19 protein-coding genes and 1 pseudogene are annotated in these 18,901 nt (G+C 70.6%); 10 read left to right on the forward strand and 10 right to left on the reverse strand.

Going from position 1 to position 18,901, the window contains the following annotated elements; genetic code table 11:
• Nucleotides 1-55: 55 nt before the first annotated feature.
• On the reverse strand, nt 56-1,372 hold the full coding sequence (gene gltX, locus ACF66B_RS05835; protein ID WP_111431666.1) for a glutamate--tRNA ligase: 1,317 nt from the start codon (nt 1,370-1,372) through the stop codon (nt 56-58).
• Nucleotides 1,373-1,503: 131 nt separating this feature from the next.
• Between gltX and ACF66B_RS05840 the strand changes: the two genes are divergently transcribed.
• Both ACF66B_RS05840 and ACF66B_RS05845 read left to right on the forward strand, forming a co-directional pair.
• Nucleotides 1,504-1,914 (forward strand): metallopeptidase family protein, encoded by a 411-nt coding sequence (locus ACF66B_RS05840; protein WP_111431665.1) that lies wholly within the window; start codon nt 1,504-1,506, stop codon nt 1,912-1,914.
• On the forward strand, nt 1,911-2,336 hold the full coding sequence (locus ACF66B_RS05845) for a hypothetical protein (protein ID WP_111431664.1): 426 nt from the start codon (nt 1,911-1,913) through the stop codon (nt 2,334-2,336). The genes ACF66B_RS05840 and ACF66B_RS05845 overlap by 4 nt, the downstream gene beginning before the upstream one ends.
• 182 nt (nt 2,337-2,518) lie before the next feature.
• On the opposite strand, the gene ACF66B_RS05850 is transcribed toward ACF66B_RS05845, so the two are convergent.
• From ACF66B_RS05850 to ACF66B_RS05860, 3 genes and pseudogenes are all read right to left on the reverse strand, one after another.
• Entirely contained in the window at nt 2,519-3,136 is a 618-nt protein-coding gene (locus ACF66B_RS05850; protein ID WP_392664817.1) for a LamG-like jellyroll fold domain-containing protein, read from the reverse strand.
• Between the two features lie 42 nt (nt 3,137-3,178).
• Nucleotides 3,179-4,666 (reverse strand): annotated as a pseudogene (locus ACF66B_RS05855) (arylsulfatase); the annotation flags it as partial.
• Between the two features lie 375 nt (nt 4,667-5,041).
• Nucleotides 5,042-5,977 (reverse strand): GlxA family transcriptional regulator, encoded by a 936-nt coding sequence (locus ACF66B_RS05860; protein ID WP_392664332.1) that lies wholly within the window; start codon nt 5,975-5,977, stop codon nt 5,042-5,044.
• Between the two features lie 110 nt (nt 5,978-6,087).
• Between ACF66B_RS05860 and ACF66B_RS05865 the strand changes: the two genes are divergently transcribed.
• Complete coding sequence (locus ACF66B_RS05865; protein WP_111431663.1) at nt 6,088-6,609, forward strand: isochorismatase family protein; 522 nt, start codon at nt 6,088-6,090, stop codon at nt 6,607-6,609.
• Nucleotides 6,610-6,765: 156 nt separating this feature from the next.
• On the opposite strand, the gene xseA is transcribed toward ACF66B_RS05865, so the two are convergent.
• Nucleotides 6,766-8,289, reverse strand: a complete 1,524-nt coding sequence (gene xseA, locus ACF66B_RS05870; RefSeq protein ID WP_111431662.1) for an exodeoxyribonuclease VII large subunit — start codon at nt 8,287-8,289, stop codon at nt 6,766-6,768.
• Nucleotides 8,290-8,511: 222 nt separating this feature from the next.
• Between xseA and ACF66B_RS05875 the strand changes: the two genes are divergently transcribed.
• Nucleotides 8,512-8,943: a peptidylprolyl isomerase gene (locus ACF66B_RS05875; protein ID WP_111431661.1), complete on the forward strand. Its 432-nt coding sequence runs from the start codon at nt 8,512-8,514 to the stop codon at nt 8,941-8,943.
• 131 nt (nt 8,944-9,074) lie between these two features.
• Nucleotides 9,075-10,322 carry a phosphoribosylamine--glycine ligase gene (gene purD / locus ACF66B_RS05880; protein ID WP_111431660.1) on the forward strand — a complete coding sequence of 416 codons (1,248 nt, stop codon included), beginning with the start codon at nt 9,075-9,077 and terminating at the stop codon, nt 10,320-10,322.
• A 22-nt stretch (nt 10,323-10,344) separates the two neighbouring features.
• Here purD and ACF66B_RS05885 read toward each other — a convergent pair whose 3' ends face one another.
• Nucleotides 10,345-10,767 carry a VOC family protein gene (locus ACF66B_RS05885; protein WP_111431659.1) on the reverse strand — a complete coding sequence of 141 codons (423 nt, stop codon included), beginning with the start codon at nt 10,765-10,767 and terminating at the stop codon, nt 10,345-10,347.
• Nucleotides 10,768-10,894: 127 nt separating this feature from the next.
• Here ACF66B_RS05885 and ACF66B_RS05890 point away from each other — a divergent pair, with 127 nt between their 5' ends.
• Nucleotides 10,895-11,173, forward strand: coding sequence for a Stf0 family sulfotransferase (locus tag ACF66B_RS05890; RefSeq protein WP_111431716.1), 279 nt, complete (start codon nt 10,895-10,897; stop codon nt 11,171-11,173).
• Nucleotides 11,113-11,313, forward strand: coding sequence for a Stf0 family sulfotransferase (locus ACF66B_RS05895; RefSeq protein WP_111431658.1), 201 nt, complete (start codon nt 11,113-11,115; stop codon nt 11,311-11,313). The genes ACF66B_RS05890 and ACF66B_RS05895 overlap by 61 nt, the downstream gene beginning before the upstream one ends.
• A gap of 87 nt (nt 11,314-11,400) precedes the next feature.
• On the opposite strand, the gene ACF66B_RS05900 is transcribed toward ACF66B_RS05895, so the two are convergent.
• Nucleotides 11,401-12,183, reverse strand: a complete 783-nt coding sequence (locus ACF66B_RS05900) for an SDR family oxidoreductase (protein WP_392664339.1) — start codon at nt 12,181-12,183, stop codon at nt 11,401-11,403.
• Entirely contained in the window at nt 12,180-12,500 is a 321-nt protein-coding gene (locus tag ACF66B_RS05905; protein WP_111431657.1) for a nuclear transport factor 2 family protein, read from the reverse strand. The genes ACF66B_RS05900 and ACF66B_RS05905 overlap by 4 nt, the downstream gene beginning before the upstream one ends.
• Before the next feature lie 101 nt (nt 12,501-12,601).
• Here ACF66B_RS05905 and ACF66B_RS05910 point away from each other — a divergent pair, with 101 nt between their 5' ends.
• Nucleotides 12,602-13,516 (forward strand): LysR family transcriptional regulator, encoded by a 915-nt coding sequence (locus ACF66B_RS05910; RefSeq protein WP_162683425.1) that lies wholly within the window; start codon nt 12,602-12,604, stop codon nt 13,514-13,516.
• 48 nt (nt 13,517-13,564) lie between these two features.
• Here the strand turns inward: ACF66B_RS05910 and ACF66B_RS05915 are convergent, their stop codons facing one another.
• Both ACF66B_RS05915 and putA read right to left on the reverse strand, forming a co-directional pair.
• Nucleotides 13,565-14,272 carry a rhomboid family intramembrane serine protease gene (locus ACF66B_RS05915; protein WP_111431655.1) on the reverse strand — a complete coding sequence of 236 codons (708 nt, stop codon included), beginning with the start codon at nt 14,270-14,272 and terminating at the stop codon, nt 13,565-13,567.
• Between the two features lie 9 nt (nt 14,273-14,281).
• Nucleotides 14,282-17,917: a bifunctional proline dehydrogenase/L-glutamate gamma-semialdehyde dehydrogenase PutA gene (gene putA, locus ACF66B_RS05920; protein WP_111431654.1), complete on the reverse strand. Its 3,636-nt coding sequence runs from the start codon at nt 17,915-17,917 to the stop codon at nt 14,282-14,284.
• Nucleotides 17,918-18,065: 148 nt separating this feature from the next.
• Here putA and ACF66B_RS05925 point away from each other — a divergent pair, with 148 nt between their 5' ends.
• Together ACF66B_RS05925 and ACF66B_RS05930 are read left to right on the forward strand one after the other, a co-directional pair.
• Nucleotides 18,066-18,530 (forward strand): Lrp/AsnC family transcriptional regulator, encoded by a 465-nt coding sequence (locus tag ACF66B_RS05925; protein WP_111431653.1) that lies wholly within the window; start codon nt 18,066-18,068, stop codon nt 18,528-18,530.
• A gap of 105 nt (nt 18,531-18,635) precedes the next feature.
• Nucleotides 18,636-18,869 (forward strand): DUF465 domain-containing protein, encoded by a 234-nt coding sequence (locus ACF66B_RS05930; protein WP_111431652.1) that lies wholly within the window; start codon nt 18,636-18,638, stop codon nt 18,867-18,869.
• Nucleotides 18,870-18,901: the final 32 nt, after the last annotated feature.

Genomic DNA, 18,901 nt, shown 5'->3' on the forward strand with positions numbered 1-18,901 from the left:
TTTCCCCCGGAGCATTACATTCCACGAGGCGAATATAAGGAGCCGCCGCGCGCGTTCAACGCCCTGCGGCGTCAAGGAGCGGCAGGAGCGCACTCATGTCGGGGCCGGCATCGCGGCCGGTGAGTGCGCGGCGGAGCGGCAGGAAGAGCGCCTTGCCCTTGCGGCCGGTCGCGTCCTTCACCGCGCCGGTCCAGGCTTTCCAGGTGCTCTCGTCCCAGGGGCGCGGCGGCAGCATCGAGATGGCCTCGGCCACGAAGGCGGCATCTTCGGGGGTGATGACCGGCGCGACCTCGCCGCGGCATATCGCCCACCAGGCCGCGATGTCCCTCCGCGTCTCGAGATTGCCGGCCACGGCGGCCCAGAAACGTGGTGCGATCTCGCCCGGCACGCCCAGCGCGGCGAGATCCTCGCGGATCTCCTCGTAGGGCATGCCGTGGAGGTATCTGGCGCCGAGAGGGACGAGATCGGCTGGATCGAGGCGGGTCGGGGCGGCGCCGAAGCTTGCAAGGTCGAAACCTTCGGTGATCTCCCCGAGCGTGCGGCAGAGCTCGACCGGCGCGCTCGAACCGAGCCTTGCGAGCAGCGACAGGAGCGCCATGGGTTCGGTGCCCTGGGCGCGCAGGTCGCGGAGCGAGAGGGTTCCGAGCCGCTTCGAGAGCGCCTCGCCGCCGGCGCCGGTCAGGAGCGAGTGATGGGCGAAGCGGGGGCTCCTGCCGCCGAGGGCCTCGAAGATCTGGATCTGCGTCGCGGTGTTGGTGACGTGATCGGCGCCGCGGACGATGTCGGTCACACCGGTTTCGAGATCGTCCACCACACTTGCGAGCGTGTAGAGCATCTGTCCGTCACCGCGAATCAGAACCGGGTCGGAGACGCTCGCCGCATCGATCGAGACCTCGCCCAGAATGCCGTCAGCCCAGGAGATGCGGGTGTGATCGAGCCGGAAACGCCAGTGGCCGGGCCGTTCGGCGCGGAGACGGGCCTTTTCCGCCTCGGTGAGCCTGAGCGCGGCGCGGTCGTAGACCGGCGGGCGGCCCGCGGCGAGCTGGGTGCGGCGCCTGACCTCGAGCTCGGAGGGGGTCTCGAAACACTCGTAGAGCCGCCCCGCCACCCGCAGCTGTTCCGCCGCGGCCTCGTAGCGCGCGATGCGGTCGGACTGGCGCAGGAAGCCGTCCCAGACGAGGCCGAGCCAGGCCAGATCCTCCTCGATCGCGATGGCGCATTCGGGCCGGGAGCGATCGGGGTCGGTGTCGTCGAGGCGGAGTAGGAAGCGGCCACCCGCCTTGTGCGCGACGAGCCAGTTCAGAAGCGCCGTTCGCAGGTTCCCGACATGCAGGAATCCGGTCGGCGAGGGGGCGAAACGGGTGATGGTCATGGACAGGGCTCCTCCGGGCGGGCGCGGCTGTGTCCTTAACGCCTCCGTCGCGCGCCCTGAAGCCCTCTCGCGCAAGAAGTCCTTTTCAACCGCATTAAACCCGCATAGGTGGATCCGCGGAGACCCGCAACATGATCCCGAACCGATTGACAGTTGACGCGCCCAGCATCGAGGACTTCGAGTCGCTCGCCGAATGGGCCTACCTGAACCTGCCCGTCCATGTCCGGAAAGCCTGCGAAGGGCTTGCGATCCGGGTCGAGGACTTTGCCGAAGAGGGGCTTCTGGTCGATCTCGGCATCGAGGACCCCTTTGAGCTTACCGGGCTGTACGAAGGCGAGCCGATCACCACGAAATCGGTGATGGACCAGCCGCTCCAACCGGATGTGATCTGGCTGTTCCGCCGTCCGATCCTCGAGGAATGGATCGCGCGCGGCGATGTCGGGCTCGCCCGGCTCGTCTCGCATGTGCTTGTCCACGAGATTGCCCATCACCTCGGCTGGTCGGACGACGAGATCCGCGCCGTCGACGACTGGACGAAGTGAGCCGGGCCGCCGCCGCCGCCGTCGCGGGCCTTGCCCTGCTGCTGGCGGCGGGTGCGCCCGGCATGGCGGCCTCGCCGGGGCTTTCGGCGGAGGAGTTCGAGGCCTTCACGGCCGGGAAGACGGTGCATTTCACCTTCGAGGGCCTGCCCTACGGCTCGGAGCAGTTCCTGCACGGCCACCGGACGCTCTGGCATTTCGAAGGCGAGAAAACCTGTGGCTGGGGGCAGTGGCGAGAGGTGGAGGGGCTGATCTGCTTTGCCTATGACAATGCCCCCGGCGAGCAGTGCTGGAAGGTGACGGAGGCGGGCGGGAAGCTCCGGGCCCAGCAGTCGAGCGGCGGAACCGCCCTGGGGATGACGCTCGAAATGAGCCACGCCGATGACATTCCGCTGCCCTGTCCGGCGCCGTCTCCGGGGATCTGAAGGGCGGACCCGACACCGTGAAATCGGGCGTTTCACCGTGAAAATCGAAAATCGCCTTTGATTTCATTGAATTTTCGTAGTTAACATATCATGAATGGCGCTCCCTTGCGGGCAGGAGCGGGCCACGCTCCTGCCGGGTGGCCGGGCGCGCGGCCCGGCCCTCACGGGAGGCCGCGCGAGGCTCAGGGCGCGAGATCGACCACCACTTCCTCGAGACTGCCCTCGAAGTCGAAGGGCGCCTGGTAGTCGTAGGTGACCGGGGTGCCGGTGTCGGTGCCGATGTCCTGGTTTTCCGACAGGGAATACTTGAAGGGGGTGGTCCGCTCGATCCGGCCGGTTCCGGCCTCCGCGCCGCCGACGGAGAGCGTCACGGTGCCGCTCTGGCCCATCTGCTCGCCGCCGTCATAGGCGAAGGCCATCATCACCTCATGCTCGCCCGCCGGCAGCGCCTCGGCGCTTTCCACCGTGTAGACCTCCACGTCGATGTAGTTGTGCGCGGCCTTGAGCCTGCCGTCCTTGAGATAGAAGGCCCAGCCGCCGGTGTTGCCGCCCTGGGTGAAGATCATGCCGCTGGCGTTTTCCGGGATGTCCACGCGCGCCGAGACCGTGAAGGACTTGTTCTTGAGATCCGGCGCCGAGGATTCCGGCAGGCCGGCGAGCGCGCCCGCGTAGACGAAGCGGGTGCGGCTGCCGGCGAGATTGGGCTTGCCGGTCGCCTCGGCGCTGAAGCGCTCGGCCCCGCGCCAGTCGAGCGGCAGGGCGTTGTTGGCCGCGGCCTGCGCCCACCAGAGCGCCTTCAGCGCCTCGAGCCGTTCCGGATGCTCGGCGGCGAGATCCTCGGCCTGGCTGAAATCCTCGTCGAGATTGTAGAGCTCCCATTCGGCGCTCAGCGGGTCGAAGGCGCCGCGGACCGGATCCCAGGGTTCGAAGGCGAGCGAGCCCGCCCACCAGCCGTCCTGATAGATCGCGCGGTTCACGAACATCTCGAAATACTGGCTGGTGCGGATCTCGGGCGCCTCGGCCTCGTCGAGGGCGGCGAGGAAGCTCCGGCCCTGGATCGGGGTCTGGGCGGTGCCGTTGACGCTGCGCGGCTCGGCGATGCCGGCGGCCGCGAGGATCGTCGGCGCGATGTCGATCACGTGCAGGAACTGGGTGCGGACCTCGCCCGCCGCATCGAAGCGGGCGGGCCATTTCACGATCATCGGGTTGCGCACGCCGCCGAGATGGCTTGCGACCTGTTTCGTCCACTGGAAGGGCGTGTCCATGGCCCAGGCCCAGCCGGCGGGGAAATGGTTGAAGTGCCGCTCGGTGCCGATCTCGTCGATGCGCGCGAGCATGTCCTCGGGCGTCATGAGATAGGCGTTGAAGAAGGCGTTCTCGTTGAGCGTGCCGTCGAAGCCGCCCTCGGCCGAGGCGCCGTTGTCGCCGACGATGTAGAGGATCAGCGTGTTCGCGGCATCGGGCAGGCCCGCGACATGGTCGAGCACGCGGCCGACTTCCTGATCGACCTGCGCGCCATAGGCGGCGAAGACCTCCATCATCCGGGCATGGAGCCGCTTCTGGTCCTCGTCGAGGCTCTCCCAGGCGGCGAGGCTCGCGGGCCGTTCGGTGAGCCTGGTTTCCGTCGGGATGATGCCCCGCTCCTTCTGGCGCGCGAAGGTCTGCTCGCGATAGGCGTCCCAGCCCATGTCGAACTGGCCCTTGAAGCTCTCGATGAGCTCCTTCGGCGCCTGATGCGGCGCATGGGTGGCGGCGGGCGCGAGATAGGCAAACCATGGCTTCTCGGGCTGGATCGCCTCGAGGCTTTCCAGCCACTCGATGGTGTGATCGGCGAGGTCGGTGCTGAGGTAGTAGCCCTCCGCCCCGGGCGTGCCGACGGGGGTCTGGTTCTCGAAGAGATAGGGGCGGATCTGGTTGGTGTCGCCCGCCATGAAGCCGTAGAAATAGTCGAAGCCGAGGCCGTTCGGCCAGTGATCGAAGGGCCCCACCGCGCTCGTCTCGTAGATCGGCGTGTTGTGGTTCTTGCCGATCCAGGCGGTGACGTAGCCGTTCTGGCGCAGGATCTCGGCGACCGTTGCCGTGTCCTTCGGGATGATGCCGGTGTAGCCGTCCTAGCCGGTGGCGAGCTCGGTGATGACGCCGGTGCCCACGACATTGTGGTTGCGCCCGGTCAGCAGCGCCGCCCGGGTCGGCGAGCAGAGCGCCGTGGTGTGAAAGCGGGTGAAGGTGAGGCCTTCGCGGGCGAGCGCGTCCATCGCGGGCGAGGGCACGCCGCCGCCGGTCACGTCGAACTGGCCGAAGCCCACGTCGTCGAGCAGCACGAGGAGCACGTTCGGCGCGCCTTCGGGGGCGGTGATCGGGGCCGGGAACTCTGGCGGGTCGGAATCGAGATAGGTCGTGCCGACAGAGCCGCGGAACTTCTGTTCGGCCTAGGGCAGCACGGGCTGGCCGTCCGCGGCGGCGCGCGGCGTGGGGGCCGGTTGCTGGGAGAGCGCGGGCAGCGCGAGGCCGGCCGTGAGGAGCGGGACGGCACAGAGGCCTGCCAGAGATCGGCGCGTGACCATCATCGAAGCTCCCTGTGGTTTCGCTCGACGTGAAATGACCCCGTCCCGAAGGAGAACACGCACGCGCGGTTCGACCGAACGATTCCCGCGCGCGTGGCCTTCACATCCGCCGGAGCGACAGGGGATCGGCCGGGTCGGGGGCTAGTCGAGGCGCTGGCGGGCGAGCCACTGGCGCGGCGTGAGGCCGAGCTCGGCGCGGAAGGCGCTGCGCAGCGCCTGGCTGTCGGGGAAGCCGCTGCGCGCGGCGACATCCTCGAGGCCCTGGGCGCCGGCGGCGAGGAGATCCTGCGCGCGGGCGAGCCGCAGGCGGCGCAGCCATTCGCCCAGGCTGCCGCCGGTCCGCGCCCGGATGTGCCGCGTGAGGCTGCGGCGGCTCATCCCGGCGCGGCGGGCGAGATCCTCGAGCGAGGGGGTCTGGCCCGGATCGGCGCGGAGGCCATCGAGGATGCCCTCGAGCCGGAGATCGGCCGAGCTGTGGAGCGCGGGGCGTTCGATGAGCTGGGGCTGCGCGCCCGAGCGCTGCGGGGCGACGACGAGCTGGCGGGCGATGCGGTTGGCCTCCCCCGCCCCGGAGAGCCGGGCGAGCACGTGGAGGCAGCAATCGAGCCCCGAGGCGATGCCGGCGGAGGTGAGCACCGGGCCCTCGTCGATGAAGATCGCGCCCGGATCCACCGCGACCTGCGGATAGAGCTCGGCGAACCGCGCGGCATGGGACCAGTGGGTGGTGGCGCGGCGGCCGTCGAGCAGCCCGGCCTCGGCGAGGCCGAAGGCGCCGAGGCAGAGGCCCGCGACGATGGCGCCCCGCTCCGCCGCGGCGCGCAGCTCGGCGGTGATCGCCGCCCCCACCGGCTCCTCGGGATCGCGCCAGCCGGGCAGGATCACCACATCGGCCTTGCGCGCCGCCTCGAGCGGATGGGGCACCTCGATGACGAGCCCGCCCGGCGCGGAGATCCGCGGCACCGCGGCGCAGACATCGACCTCGTGGCCGCAGTCGAGGAACGGCTCGCCGAAGACCGCGAGCGGCGTCGAGAGCATGAAGGGGCTGATCTGGTCGTAGGCGAGGACGGCGAGGCGCATTGGCCCGATATAGGGGAAACTTGTCCATCCGGCCAGTGCAACCTGCGGGTGCAGGCGGCTATCAGGGGATCTCGACAAGACAAGCTTCACTACGGCAAGGAGAAACACCCATGGCACGCTGCCTGCTCGTGATCGACATCCAGAACGACTATTTCCCCGGCGGGGCGCTGCCGCTCTGGCAGGCGGAGGAGACCGAGGCGCGTCTCGTGGCGGCGATCGGCGCGGCGCGGCGGAGCGGCGACCGGGTGATCCTGGTGCGCCATGTGACGCCGGCGGGCTCGGGCTTTCTCGCCGAGGGCAGCGAGGGCGCGGAGATCCGCCCGGCGATCCGCGAGGCGGCGGGCGATGCACCGGTCGTCACCAAGCGCAATGCGGATGCGTTTCAGGACACGGGGCTGCTCGACCATCTCGCGGGCACGCGGGAGCTGCTGGTTGCGGGCATGATGACGCAGAACTGCATCATCTTCAGCGCGATGTCGGAGGATGCGCGGCCGTTCCGGGTCCGGGTGATCGCCGATCTCTGCGCCGCACCGACCGAGATGGTGCATCGGATTGCGCTGACCTCGCTGGGCTCGAAGCTCACCCTCACCGAGGCGGGCGAGGTCTGGGCCGAGGAAGCCGCCGGGGCCTGAGGCCCGCGGGGGGTCTGCTTCGCGCAAGCGGGCCCCTGAGGGGGCCACGCGTCCCGTCTGGCGCTGCGCGGGGCGGGGCGGGACGATCCGGGCGCTTCCGAAGCCAAGCGGCGGGCCGGGCTTTTCGCGCGGCCCTGCGCGCGCCACCGGCAGAGGTCAGAAGAGCGAGCCCTGTTCGGGGGGCTTGGGTTTGCGGGGGCGTCGGGGTTTGGCTTTCGGGGCCGCGGGCGGCTCTGACGGCGGCGGGGCGTCGGCCGGGGTGGCGGTGAGGCGGCCGTCGGCGAATTCGATCTCGAGGCTGGTGGCGGCGCGGGCGCGTTCGGCGCGCTGGAGCACCGCCCCTGCCCCGTCGCGCACGATGGCAAAGCCGCGGGCGAGCACGGCCTCGGGGCCGAGGCTTCCGAGGGTGCGGGCGAGGATCTCGAAGCGGCCGCGGCCGGCCTGGAGGCGCTGGGCGCCGGCGCGGGCGAGGCGGTCGCCCAGCGCGGCGAGCCGTTCGCCCCGGTGGCGGATCGGCAGCGCCATCGTCTGCGGGCGGAGGCCGAGGCCCGCGCGCAGGAGCTGTTCGCGGCGGCGCTCGAGGCTCCGGGCGAGGAGCGCCGGCCCGAAGCGGCCCGCGGCGCCGCGGCTGAGCTCGAGGTGGCGGTCGCGGGTGAAGGCCACCAGCGCGCGCGGCAGGCGCAGGCCGAGCCCGTCGAGGCGCTGGGCGCGTTCGGCCACCAGCGCCTCGGGGCGCGGCAGGGCGCGGGCCAGATCGCGCAGCCGCTGGCGGCGCAGGTCGAGGCCGCGGGCGAGCGCCGCGCGCCGCCGCTCCTCGAGGCCCGCGACGGCGGCCAGAAGCTCGAGGCGGACCGGCACGGCGATCTCGGCGGCGGCGGTGGGCGTCGGCGCGCGGCGGTCGGCGGCGAGGTCGATCAGCGTGGTGTCGGTTTCGTGGCCGACGGCGGAGATGAGCGGGATGGCGCTCTCGGCCGCGGCGCGCACGACGATCTCCTCGTTGAAGCCCCAGAGATCCTCGACGCTGCCGCCGCCACGCGCGACGATCAGCACATCGGGCCGGGGCAGCGCGCCGCCCGCGGGAAGCGCGTTGAAGCCGCGGATCGCGGCGGCGACGGAGGCGGCGCATTTCTCGCCCTGCACCGGCACCGGCCAGAGCAGCACGCGGCGCGGGAAGCGGTCGGCGAGGCGGTGGAGGATGTCGCGGATCACGGCGCCCGAGGGCGAGGTGACGACGCCGATCACCTCGGGCAGGAATGGCAGCGGGCGCTTGCGCTCGGGCGCGAAGAGCCCTTCGGCGGCGAGCGCGGCCTTGCGCTTCTCGAGCATGGCCATCAGCGCGCCCATGCCGGCGGGTGCGATGGACTCGATGATGATCTGGTAGCGCGAGCTGCCCGGGAAGGTGGTGAGCCGGCCGGTGGCGATCACCTCCATGCCCTCCTCGGGGCGGATCTCGAGGCTGCGCGCAGCACCCTTCCAGATCACGCCCGCCAGCACGGCGCGGTCGTCCTTGAGATCGAGATAGATGTGGCCCGAGGCGGGGCGCGAGACCCGGCCGACCTCGCCGCGCACCCGGACATGGGCAAATTCGCCCTCGATCACCCGCTTGATCGCGCCCGAAAGCTCGGAGACGGTGAATTCGGGGGCGTTGCTGCCCGTCTCGCTGTCCTCGAAGAGTTCCATGATCCTCTCGCCTGCGCTCCGGCGCGCGCCACCATAGAGCCCCGGGCGGCGGGGGCCAAGATGCGGCGGGCGGCGCGATTTGCGATGCGGGCGGGAGTCTGCTAGCCTCGGGTGAGCGGTACGCCGCATCTCCCGGCCGTTGCGATCCGCGTCTCGGCCGATGCTTCGGGTACCCGCGGTGCGGCGGCCCCGGAAAACCAACCAACCTTACAGGATGACAGCATGACCCAAGGCGCCAAGGCCGGAGACACACTGCGTATTCATTATACGGGCCGACTGGATGACGGCACCGTCTTCGACAAGTCCGAAGGACGGGATCCGCTCGAGTTCACCATCGGGAGCGGCCAGATCATCCCGGGGCTCGACCGCGGCGTCGTCGGCATGGAAGTGGGCGAGACGCGCGAGGTCACCATCCCGCCGGAGGACGCCTACGGGCCGCGCGATCTGGCGCGGATCCAGAGTGTCGCGCGCGAGACGATCCCCGACGACATCCCGACCGAGCCCGGCACGCCGCTGAGCGTGCAGACCCAGGACGGCCAGACCATCGGCGTCGTGGTGAGCGACCGGACCGACACCCATGTCGAGCTCGATGCGAACCATCCGCTTGCCGGAAAGACGCTGACCTTCGACGTCACCCTCGTCGAGATCGCCTGAGGGCGGGCGGGGCGCGCGCGCGCAACTGGCGTTCGCCGCGCCCCGCCGCCGGCGTCACTTTGCATTTCAATCCCGGGCGCGATTGAACTAGAACCCGCCGCGGGCGAGTCCAAGGCGGAAAGACGACAGCAATGAACATCCTCATCCTCGGCGGCGGCGGACGCGAGCACGCCATAGCCTGGGCCTTTGCCCAGAACCCGAAGGCGGAGCGGGTGTTCTGCGCCCCCGGCAATGCCGGGATCGCGGAGGATGTCGAGACGCTCTCGCTCGACGTGCTGAGCGGCGAGAGGATCCTCGCCTTCTGCCGCGAGAACGATGTGGGCTTCGTGATGATCGGCCCCGAGGCGCCGCTGGCCGAGGGCGTGGCCGATGCGCTGCGCGCGGGCGGCATGCTGACGCTCGGGCCGGGGCGCGCGGCGGCGCAGCTCGAGGCCTCCAAGGCCTTCACCAAGGAGATCTGCGAGGCCTGCGGCGCGCCGACGGCGGCGAGCCAGACCTTCACCGACCCCGAGGCCGCGCGGGCCTATGTGCGGACCGAGGGCGCGCCGATCGTGGTGAAGGCCGACGGGCTTGCGGCGGGCAAGGGTGTGACGGTGGCCGAGACCCTCGAGGCGGCCGAGGCGGCGCTCGAGGCGATCTTCGACGAGGGCGCGGGCGCGCGCGTGGTGATCGAGGAGTTCATGACCGGCGAGGAGGCGAGCCTCTTCGTGCTTGCCAATGGCGAGGAATTCGTCACCCTCGGCACCGCTCAGGATCACAAGCGCGCCTTTGATGGCGACACCGGCCCGAATACCGGCGGGATGGGGGCCTATTCCCCTGCCCCGGTGATGACGCCGGAGGTGACGGAGCGGGCGCTGGCCGAGATCGTGCGCCCGACGCTTGCGGAGATGGCGCGGCGCGGCACGCCCTTCCAGGGGGTGCTCTATGTCGGGCTGATGATCGAGGCGGGCGCGCCGCGGCTGGTGGAATACAATGTGAGGCTCGGCGATCCGGAAGCGCAGGTGCTGGCGATGCGGCTCGGCGGGCAGCTTCTCGACATCTGTCTGGCCTGCGCCGAGGGCGATTTCAGCCAGGCGAAGGTGACCTTTGCCGAGGATCACGCGATCACCGTGGTGATGGCGGCGCAGGGCTATCCCGGCAGCTATGCCAAGGGCGAGCCGATCGGCCTGCCGGTCATCGACGATCCGCGGCTGAAGATCTTCCATGCCGGCACGAAGGCCGCGGAAGGTGGCATCGTCTCGAACGGCGGGCGGGTGCTCAACGTGACCGCGCGCGCCGCGACGCTGCGCGAGGCGCGCGATCTCGCCTATGAGGCGGCCGACCGGATCGACTGGCCGGGCGGCTTCCTGCGCCGGGACATCGGCTGGCGCGCGCTCTGAGCCGCGCCGCCCGCGCCCGGCCTCAGCTCTCGAACTCCCAGAGGCCCGGTTCGGCGAACTCGATGGAATTGCCCGCCGGATCGCGGACATAGACCGAGCGGGCGCCATTGGGCCACCGGAAGTCGGCCTCGATGGCGATGCCCGCGCCGGTGAAGAGCCCGGCCAGCGCCTCGAGGCGGGCGGCGTCGGCGGCGAAGCACATGTGGCCCTCGCCGACGGTGCCATGGGGCGGGACGGGGAGCTCGGGATTGCCGGCCGGCCCGCGGGTTTCCTCCGGGTTGAAGACGAGGAGCATGCCCGGCCCGCAGCGGTAGAAGATGTGGCGGTTGCCAACGCGGCCGACCTTCTCGAGGCCGAGCAGGCCGCCGTAGAAGCTTTCGGCGGCGTCGAGATCATCGACATAGACCGCGGTCTCGAGGATCCGCACGGGTGTCGTGCCGGTCATGGGTTTCCCCTTTCTTCAAGTCATCTGGCGCCGGGCAGTCTGGCATTCCGCCGCCCGCGGGATCAACCGGGGTGCGCCGCCTTGGAAGGCTGCCATGGAACGGCCGAACTGCATGGGCCAACGGGGCATGACGCGCAAGCCGTTTCGATCCTGCAGGATCTGCACCGTCCCGCGCAGCGGCAGCACGCTGCTCTGCGGGTTGCTGGCCGCGACAGATGGTGCGGGCAATCCGGATTCGCATTTTCACGAACCGTCGCTCAAGGGCTGGCTGAACGGCTACGCCCTGAAACGGACGGATCACGCTTCGGAGGGGGACGCCGTTCGCGCCGTCTTCGACGCCGCCACATGGCAGCGCAGGAGGCCCTCGATGCGGCCTGGGAGCGGTGGTTTCAGGCGGAGGGGCTGACGCCCCTGCGCCTCACCTGTGAGGCGCTGTCGGAAGACCCGAAACGGGTTCTGGCGCAGGTGCTCTCGGCGCTGGACCTCGACCCCGAGCGCGCCCGGTCGGTCGCGCTGCCGGTTCGAGCGCGAGGGGCCGGGGCGTGACGGACCGGACACGACCGGAAAGCCTGCGTTCGGCTGGCTCCGCCGTAGCGCGGCTCCGGTGGCGCGGCGTTCCCGCGCACCGAGGGCCTACGCGGTCGGCACCGTGCCGCCATCGATGACGTATTCGGTGCCGGTGATGGAGGCCGCGCGGTCCGAGGCTAGGAATGCGATCAGGTTCGCGATTTCGCCGGGTGTCGACGGGCGCCCGATCGGGATGCCACCGAGGCTCTGCATGATGAGGCGGCGCCCTCCGTCGAGGTCGGTGCCCGCGTCCGCGGCCACGCGTTCGACGAAGCGGATCGAGGCCTCGGTCTCGATCCAGCCGGGGGCGACGCGGACCACGCGGACGCCCTTCGGCGAGACCTCCCGGGAGAGGCTCTTGCTGTAGACCGAGAGCGCGGCCTTGGCGGCGGCATAGGCGGTGGTCGCCTCGGGCAGCGGCAGCAGGCGCTGGATCGAGGTGACGTGGATCACCACCCCGGCGCCCTGTGCGATCAGGCCCGGCACGAGGGCGCGATCAAGGCGCACGGCCGGCAGGAGGTTCAGCGCCAGTTCGGCTTGCCATTCCGCCTCGCCCAGGGCTGCGAAGCCGCCGCCGGGGGCCGAGGAGCCCCCCAGCATGTGAACGACGATGTCGGCGCCACCCATCCGGCTCTGCACCGCCGTGGCCACGGTTTCGCAGCCCTCCGGCGTGGTCAGGTCGGCGGCAACGAAGCGATCCTCCGGCAGGTCGGCAGGCCGCGTGCGCGCCGTCGTCATGACCTCTGCCCCCAGCGTGCGGAACAGCGCCACGGTCGCCGCGCCCGCGCCCTGCGTTCCGCCGGTGATCAGCGCGCGCTTGCCCTCCAGCGTCATGAAATCCGGCATCATCCGATCTCCAGGTCGGAGATGCGGTCGCCGTTCAATCCGAAGGTGAAGGTCAGGAGCGCCGGGCTTCCGGGGAAATCGCCGGTCACCTTCGCCCGGACCCGGGTCTTTCCGGCCACCTCGGTGGTGTCCATCGGCTCCGCGTGATGGTGATACTTCGCCTTTGCCGCGAGCCACCAGTCGCTGATCGCCTGCGGGCCACGGTGGGTGCGGGCCTCGTCGCGGACAATGGCATCGTCGGCGAAGGCTGCGGCAAACGCGGCGCGGTCCTGCGGCGCGCGGGCGGTGAAATAGGTGTGGATTGGAGACGGGAGATGCATGGCGCTGATCCTTTCGCTGCGGGTTCAGGGACAACGTAAGGCTGGACGGCCGTGCAGATAATCGGGATAAATCGGCATCTGGTGATGACAAGATCGGGATAATGGACGCCGAGCTGAAGAGGTTTGAGGCCGTGTTGGCCGTTGCGCGGCTCGGATCGTTCCGGGCGGCGGCGCTCGATCTCGGCATGTCGACCACGGCGCTCTCACATGCCGTCGCGCGTCTGGAGGCCGATCTCGGCGTGCGGCTCTTCAACCGCACGACGCGCAGCGTCTCGCTGAGCGATGCCGGCCGCACGTTCGTCGAACGCATCGGCCCGGCGGTGTCCGAGATCCGCATGGCGATGGAGACCGCGCACTCCCAGCGCAGCACGCCCTCGGGCCTGCTGCGGATCAACGCCTCGGTGCAGGCGGGGCGCGCGATTGCCCCGCTCGTGCTGGATTTCCTGCGCCGCTTCCCCGACATGCGGATCGATCTGGTCACCGAGGGACGGCTGGTCGACATCGTGGCCGAGGGGTTCGACCTCGGGATCCGGCCCGCCGATCTGGTGCCGCGCGACATGATCGCCCTCCCGCTGGGCAGGCCGCAGCGCCATGCCGTCGTGGCCGCGCCGGGCTGGATCGCGGCCCATCCCCGGCCGCGCACCCCGGCCGACCTTCCCCTGGAGGCGTGCCTTCGCGTCCGCCTGCCCAACGGCGCGCTGTTTCGCTGGCATTTCGAACGCGACGGCGAGACCGTCCAGATCGAGGCCAGGGGCCGCCTGACGCTGGACGAGGCCGCCATCGCGCGCGCCGCCGTCCTCGACGGCGCCGGCATCGGCTTCTTCATCGAACAGGACGTTGCCGAGGATATCGCCGCCGGCCGAATGGTCCGCCTGCTGGAGGACTGGACGCCGCCCCGCCCCGGTTTCAGCCTCTATTACCCCGGCCGGCGAAACCCCTCCGCGGGGTTCAGCGCCTTTCTTTCCATGGTCCGCGAGGCCGCGGCGCGGCAGGCGAAACAAGACGGAATGCGATAACGGACGACACCGGGACGACCCGCCGGGCGCGGAACGGAGGCGGCGGGGCTACTCGCCGTCGCGCGGGGCCTGGCGGGGGCGGCTGAAGGGCGGCATCGGGGGGCGGCGGGCATCGAGGCGGCGTTCGAGGAACCAGCCCGCGAGGGTGCCGACGATGAAGCCGCCGAGGTGGCTCTGCCAGGCGAGCATGCCGCCGAGGCCGAAGAAGAACACCACGTTGAGGCCCGCCAGCACGAGCACGCGCGAGGTGATCGGCCGGGTGGAGAGCCCGGCGCGCCGGTGGCGCCGCCAGTCCCAGACGATCCAGAGGCCGAGGAAGGCGAAGACCGCGCCCGAGGCGCCGACCATCGGATAGGGCCCGGTGGTGAGCAGCCCGTAGGCCGCGCCGCCGCCGATCGCGCCCGCGACGAAGAGCGGCAGGATGATCCGGGGCCCGTAGGCGCCCTCGACGAAGCGGCCCATGGCGAGCAGGATCGCGAGGTTCATCACCATGTGCAGGAAGCCGCCGTGGAGGAAGGCGTGGGTGACGAACATCGTCAGCGACTGGCCGCCGAAGGCCGGGGCGTAGGTGCCGTGGAGCAGCCCGGTCCAGAACGCGCCATAGGTGAAGGCCTGCATCCGCAGGCCCGGAGGCAGGAGGATCCCCCGGTCCGAGAGGGACAGGAGGATCTCGATGAGCGCGATCACCGCCGCGAGGACGACGAGGCTCCGGGGAAGTGGCGTATAGGGCCCCTGGCCCGGAACTCGCTGTGTCAAGAAACCTTCTCAGGCGCTGGCGGCAAGGAGGTTGGCATTGCCTCCCGCGGCGGTGGTGTCGATGCAGAGATGTCGCTCCAGCATGTAGCGTTCCGGGGCGACGGGCGCAATCTCGAGGGGAAGGATTGCGCCTTTTCTGGCGGCAAGCGCCACGCGCAGCTCGGAGAGCCAGTCGCCGGGACCGGAGGCCGAGACCATCGCGAGCGGGTTGAGGCGGGTGAGCGTCGCGGGCGCGACCTGACCGTCGAGGGCCGCCACCGGCAGGCCGGTGCGGGCGAAGGGCGCGAGCGTCGCGGTTGCGCCGGGGGCGACGGCGACCACGGTGTTGCCGGCCGCGAGCGCCTGCACCGCCTGCGCGAGCAGCAGCTCGGGCGTTGCGCCGAGGCAGAGCACGGCGCCGCGGGGGTGGTTGCTCAGCAGGTTGCTCTCGCCCGTGGGCCCCGGCAGTTCGCGCACCGTTGCGGGATGGGCGCGCACCGCGGCGAGCGCCTCGGCCACGAGGCCGGTGGCGCCGGGAAGGGCGGCCTCGAGCACGCGGGCGGGGGTCTCGACGGCCCGGAGCTTCGCGAAGGCCTCGGCGATCTCGGCCTCCGGCACCACGCGGCCCGAGGGCTCGGCGCCTTCCGGCGCGGCGGTGAGCGGCTTCACCAGCCGGGCGAGGTAGTGCGGGCCGCCCGCCTTGGGCCCGGTGCCCGACAGCCCCTCGCCGCCGAAGGGCTGCGAGCCCACGATGGCGCCGATCTGGTTGCGGTTCACATAGGCGTTGCCGACATGGAGCTGCGAGGTGATGCGCTCGACGCGGTCGTCGATGCGGCTGTGGAGGCCGAAGGTGAGGCCGAAGCCGCGGGCGTTGATCGCCGCGACGACCTTGTCGAGATCGCGGGCCTTGAAGCGGGCGAGATGCAGCACCGGGCCGAAGACCTCGCGCTCGATGGCGGCGATGCCGCTCACCTCGACGACGGCGGGCGAGACGAAGCGGCCGCCGCGCGGCAGCGGCAGGGTCTTGAGCACGCTGCCCGAGGGCAGGTCGGCGAGATAGGAGGCAATGCCCGACTGCGCCTCGGCGTCGATCACCGGGCCGACATCGGTGGCGCCGTCCCAGGGATCGCCGATCACCAGCGCTTCCATCGCCCCGAAGAGCATGTGCCGGATCCGCTCGTAGGCCTCGTCCTGCACGTAGAGCACGCGGAGCGCCGAGCAGCGCTGGCCCGCGGACTGGAAGGCGGAGGCGAGCACGTCGCGCACGACCTGCTCGGTGAGCGCGGTGGAATCCGCGATCATCGCATTGATGCCGCCGGTTTCGGCGATCAGCACGGCATCGGGCGATGCCCCCTTCGCCAGCGCGCGGTTGATGATCTGGGCGACCTCGGTCGAGCCGGTGAAGCAGACGCCCGCAAGGCCCGAAGCCTCGGTGAGCGGCGCGCCGACCGCGGCGCCGTCGCCCGGCAGGAACTGGAGCGCGGCCTCGGGCACGCCCGCCTCGCGGAAGATATCGACGGCGCGCGCGGCGATGAGCGGGGTCTGTTCGGCCGGTTTCGCGATCACGGCGTTGCCCGCGGCAAGGCAGGCCGCGACCTGGCCGGTGAAGATCGCGAGCGGGAAGTTCCAGGGCGAGATGCAGACCATCACGCCGCGCGGGGTTCCCACCAGGGTCTCCGCGCCATCGGCGTAGTAGCGCAGGAAGTCGACCGCCTCGCGCAGCTCTGCGATGGAATCGGCGAGCGTCTTGCCGGCCTCGCGGGTGGCGAGCGCCATGAGCTCGGCGCCGTTCTCCTCGTAGAGACGGGCGATGGTGCGCAGGATTTCGGCGCGCTCGGCGGCCGGGCGGGCGGACCAGTCGGCGAAGCCGCCGGGCGCGGCGGAGAGCGCCGCGGCGACATCCTCGCGGGTCGCCTCGCGCACGGTGCCGACGATGTCGGAGAGCCGGCCGGGGTTGGCCACCTCGATGCTGCCGCCGCCATTGACGTCATGCCCGGCGATCATCGGGCCGGCCGCCCAGCGCTTGGTCTTCCAGTGGGCGCGGCGCTCGATCACCGCCTCGATCGAGGCGGGCTCGTTGACGTTCCAGCCGCGCGCGTTCCGGCGCGGGGCGAAGACATCGGCGGGCAGCGTGATGGCGGGGTTGGCGACATCGCCGCCCAGCGCCTCGACCTCGGCCATCGGATCGGCGGCGACGGTTTCGGCGGCGAGGGACTTGTCGACGATCTGGTTCACGAAGGAGGAGTTGGCGCCGTTCTCGAGCAGACGGCGGACGAGATAGGCCAGCAGATCCTTGTGCGCGCCGACCGGGGCATAGATGCGGCAGGCGGTGCCGGCGGAGGCGCGGAAGGTGTCATGCAGCGCCTCGCCCATGCCGTGCAGGCGCTGGAACTCGTAGGAGGCGACGTCGTCGCCCGCCATCTGACGGATCGCGGCGACGGAATGGGCGTTGTGCGTGGCGAACTGCGGATAGATCCGGTCGCGCATGTCGAGGAGCTTGCGGGCGTTGGCGAGATAGCTCACGTCGGTATTGGCCTTGCGGGTGAAGACCGGGAAGCCCGGCAGGCCCATTTCCTGCGCGCGCTTGATCTCGGTATCCCAGTAGGCGCCCTTCACGAGCCGGACCATGATGCGGCGGTCGAGCCGGGTTGCGAGCGCATGGAGCCAGTCGAGCACGGCGCCGGCGCGGCGGCCGAAGGCCTGCACCACGACGCCGAAGCCGTCCCAGCCGGCCAGCGCCGGATCGGAGAGCAGCGCCTCGATCACGTCGAGCGAGATGTCGAGCCGGTCGGCCTCCTCGGCGTCGATGTTGAAGCCGATGCCGGCGCGGGCGGCGGCGCGGGCGAGCTCGCGGGCGCGCGGCAGCAGCTCGGCCATCACCGTTTCGCGGTGGGTCCATTCGTAGCGCGGGTGGAGCGCGGAGAGCTTGACCGAGATGCCGGGGCTGGTGCGCACATCGCCGGTGGCGCGCCTAGCGATCGCGGCGATCGCCTGGGCATAGGCCTCGGTGTAGCGCAGCGCGTCCGCATCGGTGCGGGCCGCCTCGCCCAGCATGTCGTAGGAATAGGTGTAGCCCTTGGCCTCCATGCCCGCGGCACGCTCCATCGCATCGGCCATCGACTGGCCGAGCACGAACTGGCGGCCCATGAGCTTCATCGCCTGGCCGACGGCCGTGCGCACCACCGGCTCGCCGAGGCGGCGGATCATGCCGCGCAGGGCCGCCGCCGGACGGCTCGGGTCGTCATCGAGCACACGGCCGGTGAGCATGAGGCCCCAGGTCGCGGCATTGACCAGCGAGGAGGAGGACTTGCCGAGGTGCAGGCCCCAGTTCGAGGGCTCGATCTTGTCGGCGATGAGCTCGTCGATGGTCTCGGCATCGGGCACGCGCAGCAGCGCCTCGGCGAGGCACATGAGGCCGACGCCCTCGTCGGTCGAGAGGCCGTATTCGGCGAGGAAGGCCTCCATCATCGTCGGCGACGAGCTGGCGCGGACCTTCTCGACGAGACCCGCAGCTTCGCTGACGATCGCCTTGCGCGCCGAGGGATCGAGGCGCGTCTGTGCCATCAGGCGCTCCACGAGTGCGGCTTCATCGGTGAAGGTTGCGGCGCGGATGGCGGCGCGGACGTCGGGGGCAGTCACGGCGGGGGCGTCGTCTGTCAGGGTCATCTGGGGCTCTCGGGCTGGATGCGGCGGGTTCGTCAGGCGGGGCTCGTCACGCGGTGAAAGCTAGCGCAAACGTCACGGCGAATTTCGCTGTTCATGTCATTTTCGCGGCATTATCCTCCGATCTTGTGGGTCAGGATGGAGATTTGGCATGTCATCGGCGCCTCAAGAGGTGAATCTTGACAGAATCGACCATGCGATCATCGAGGCGCTGAGCGAGAACGCCCGCATGACTGTCACCGAGCTCAGCGAGCGCGTGGGGCTCTCCAAGACGCCTTGCGCCGCGCGGCTCCGCCGTCTCGAGGAAACCGGCATCATCAAGGGGTACCGGCCCGTGCTCGATCATGCAAGGCTTGGACGCGGCCATATCGCTTTCGTGCAGGTGAGCCTCACGGACACCAAGCTCGCCGCGCTCGCAGCCTTCGACCGTGCGGTGCGCCAGATCCCGGAGGTCGAGCAGTGCCACATGATCGCGAGCTCCTTCGACTATCTCGTGAAGGTCCGGACCCGCGACATCGCCGCCTTCCGCGAGGTGCTGGGCGAGAAGCTCTCGGCGCTGCCGCATGTCTCCCACACCTCCACCTTCGTCGCCATGGGCGTCGTGACGGAGGAGTGACGCGGATTTTCGCGACGCGGCAGAAGGTTAACTTGACCTGCATCAAGGAGGGCGCGGCGCACACCGCTAACCTCGGGGCTGACGAGAAGGAGCAAGGAGGAAACAATGTCCCACGCACCGCACGAGATCGCCGAGGAATTTCCGGACAAGACCGACCGGATCCAGCAGCTCAAGGCGCAGGACGCGCATTTCCGCAAGCTCATGGGAGACTACGACGAGGTGAACCTCGCGATCCATCGCGCGGAGACCAATCTCAGGCCGACGGACGACCTGCACGAGACCGAGCTGCGCAAGACGCGGCTCGCGCTCAAGGACCAGATCGCGCGCATGCTCGCCTGATCCGGCCGCAGCCTTGGGCGGCGCCCGGAGGC

The sequence above is a fragment of the Amaricoccus sp. B4 genome (assembly GCF_043226085.1).
Taxonomy (GTDB): Bacteria; Pseudomonadota; Alphaproteobacteria; order Rhodobacterales; family Rhodobacteraceae; genus Amaricoccus.

Bases quoted from the DNA above. Each gene is read 5' to 3' on its own strand.
- gltX (WP_111431666.1), bottom strand. From the start codon at position 1,372: ATGACCATCACCCGTTTCGCCCCCTCGCCGACCGGATTCCTGCATGTC.
- ACF66B_RS05840 (WP_111431665.1), top strand. From the start codon at position 1,504: ATGATCCCGAACCGATTGACAGTTGACGCGCCCAGCATCGAGGACTTC.
- ACF66B_RS05860 (WP_392664332.1), bottom strand. From the start codon at position 5,977: ATGCGCCTCGCCGTCCTCGCCTACGACCAGATCAGCCCCTTCATGCTC.
- ACF66B_RS05865 (WP_111431663.1), top strand. From the start codon at position 6,088: ATGGCACGCTGCCTGCTCGTGATCGACATCCAGAACGACTATTTCCCC.
- xseA (WP_111431662.1), bottom strand. From the start codon at position 8,289: ATGGAACTCTTCGAGGACAGCGAGACGGGCAGCAACGCCCCCGAATTC.
- ACF66B_RS05875 (WP_111431661.1), top strand. From the start codon at position 8,512: ATGACCCAAGGCGCCAAGGCCGGAGACACACTGCGTATTCATTATACG.
- purD (WP_111431660.1), top strand. From the start codon at position 9,075: ATGAACATCCTCATCCTCGGCGGCGGCGGACGCGAGCACGCCATAGCC.
- ACF66B_RS05885 (WP_111431659.1), bottom strand. From the start codon at position 10,767: ATGACCGGCACGACACCCGTGCGGATCCTCGAGACCGCGGTCTATGTC.
- ACF66B_RS05890 (WP_111431716.1), top strand. From the start codon at position 10,895: ATGACGCGCAAGCCGTTTCGATCCTGCAGGATCTGCACCGTCCCGCGC.
- ACF66B_RS05895 (WP_111431658.1), top strand. From the start codon at position 11,113: ATGGCAGCGCAGGAGGCCCTCGATGCGGCCTGGGAGCGGTGGTTTCAG.
- ACF66B_RS05900 (WP_392664339.1), bottom strand. From the start codon at position 12,183: ATGATGCCGGATTTCATGACGCTGGAGGGCAAGCGCGCGCTGATCACC.
- ACF66B_RS05905 (WP_111431657.1), bottom strand. From the start codon at position 12,500: ATGCATCTCCCGTCTCCAATCCACACCTATTTCACCGCCCGCGCGCCG.
- ACF66B_RS05910 (WP_162683425.1), top strand. From the start codon at position 12,602: ATGGACGCCGAGCTGAAGAGGTTTGAGGCCGTGTTGGCCGTTGCGCGG.
- putA (WP_111431654.1), bottom strand. From the start codon at position 17,917: ATGACCCTGACAGACGACGCCCCCGCCGTGACTGCCCCCGACGTCCGC.
- ACF66B_RS05925 (WP_111431653.1), top strand. From the start codon at position 18,066: ATGTCATCGGCGCCTCAAGAGGTGAATCTTGACAGAATCGACCATGCG.
- ACF66B_RS05930 (WP_111431652.1), top strand. From the start codon at position 18,636: ATGTCCCACGCACCGCACGAGATCGCCGAGGAATTTCCGGACAAGACC.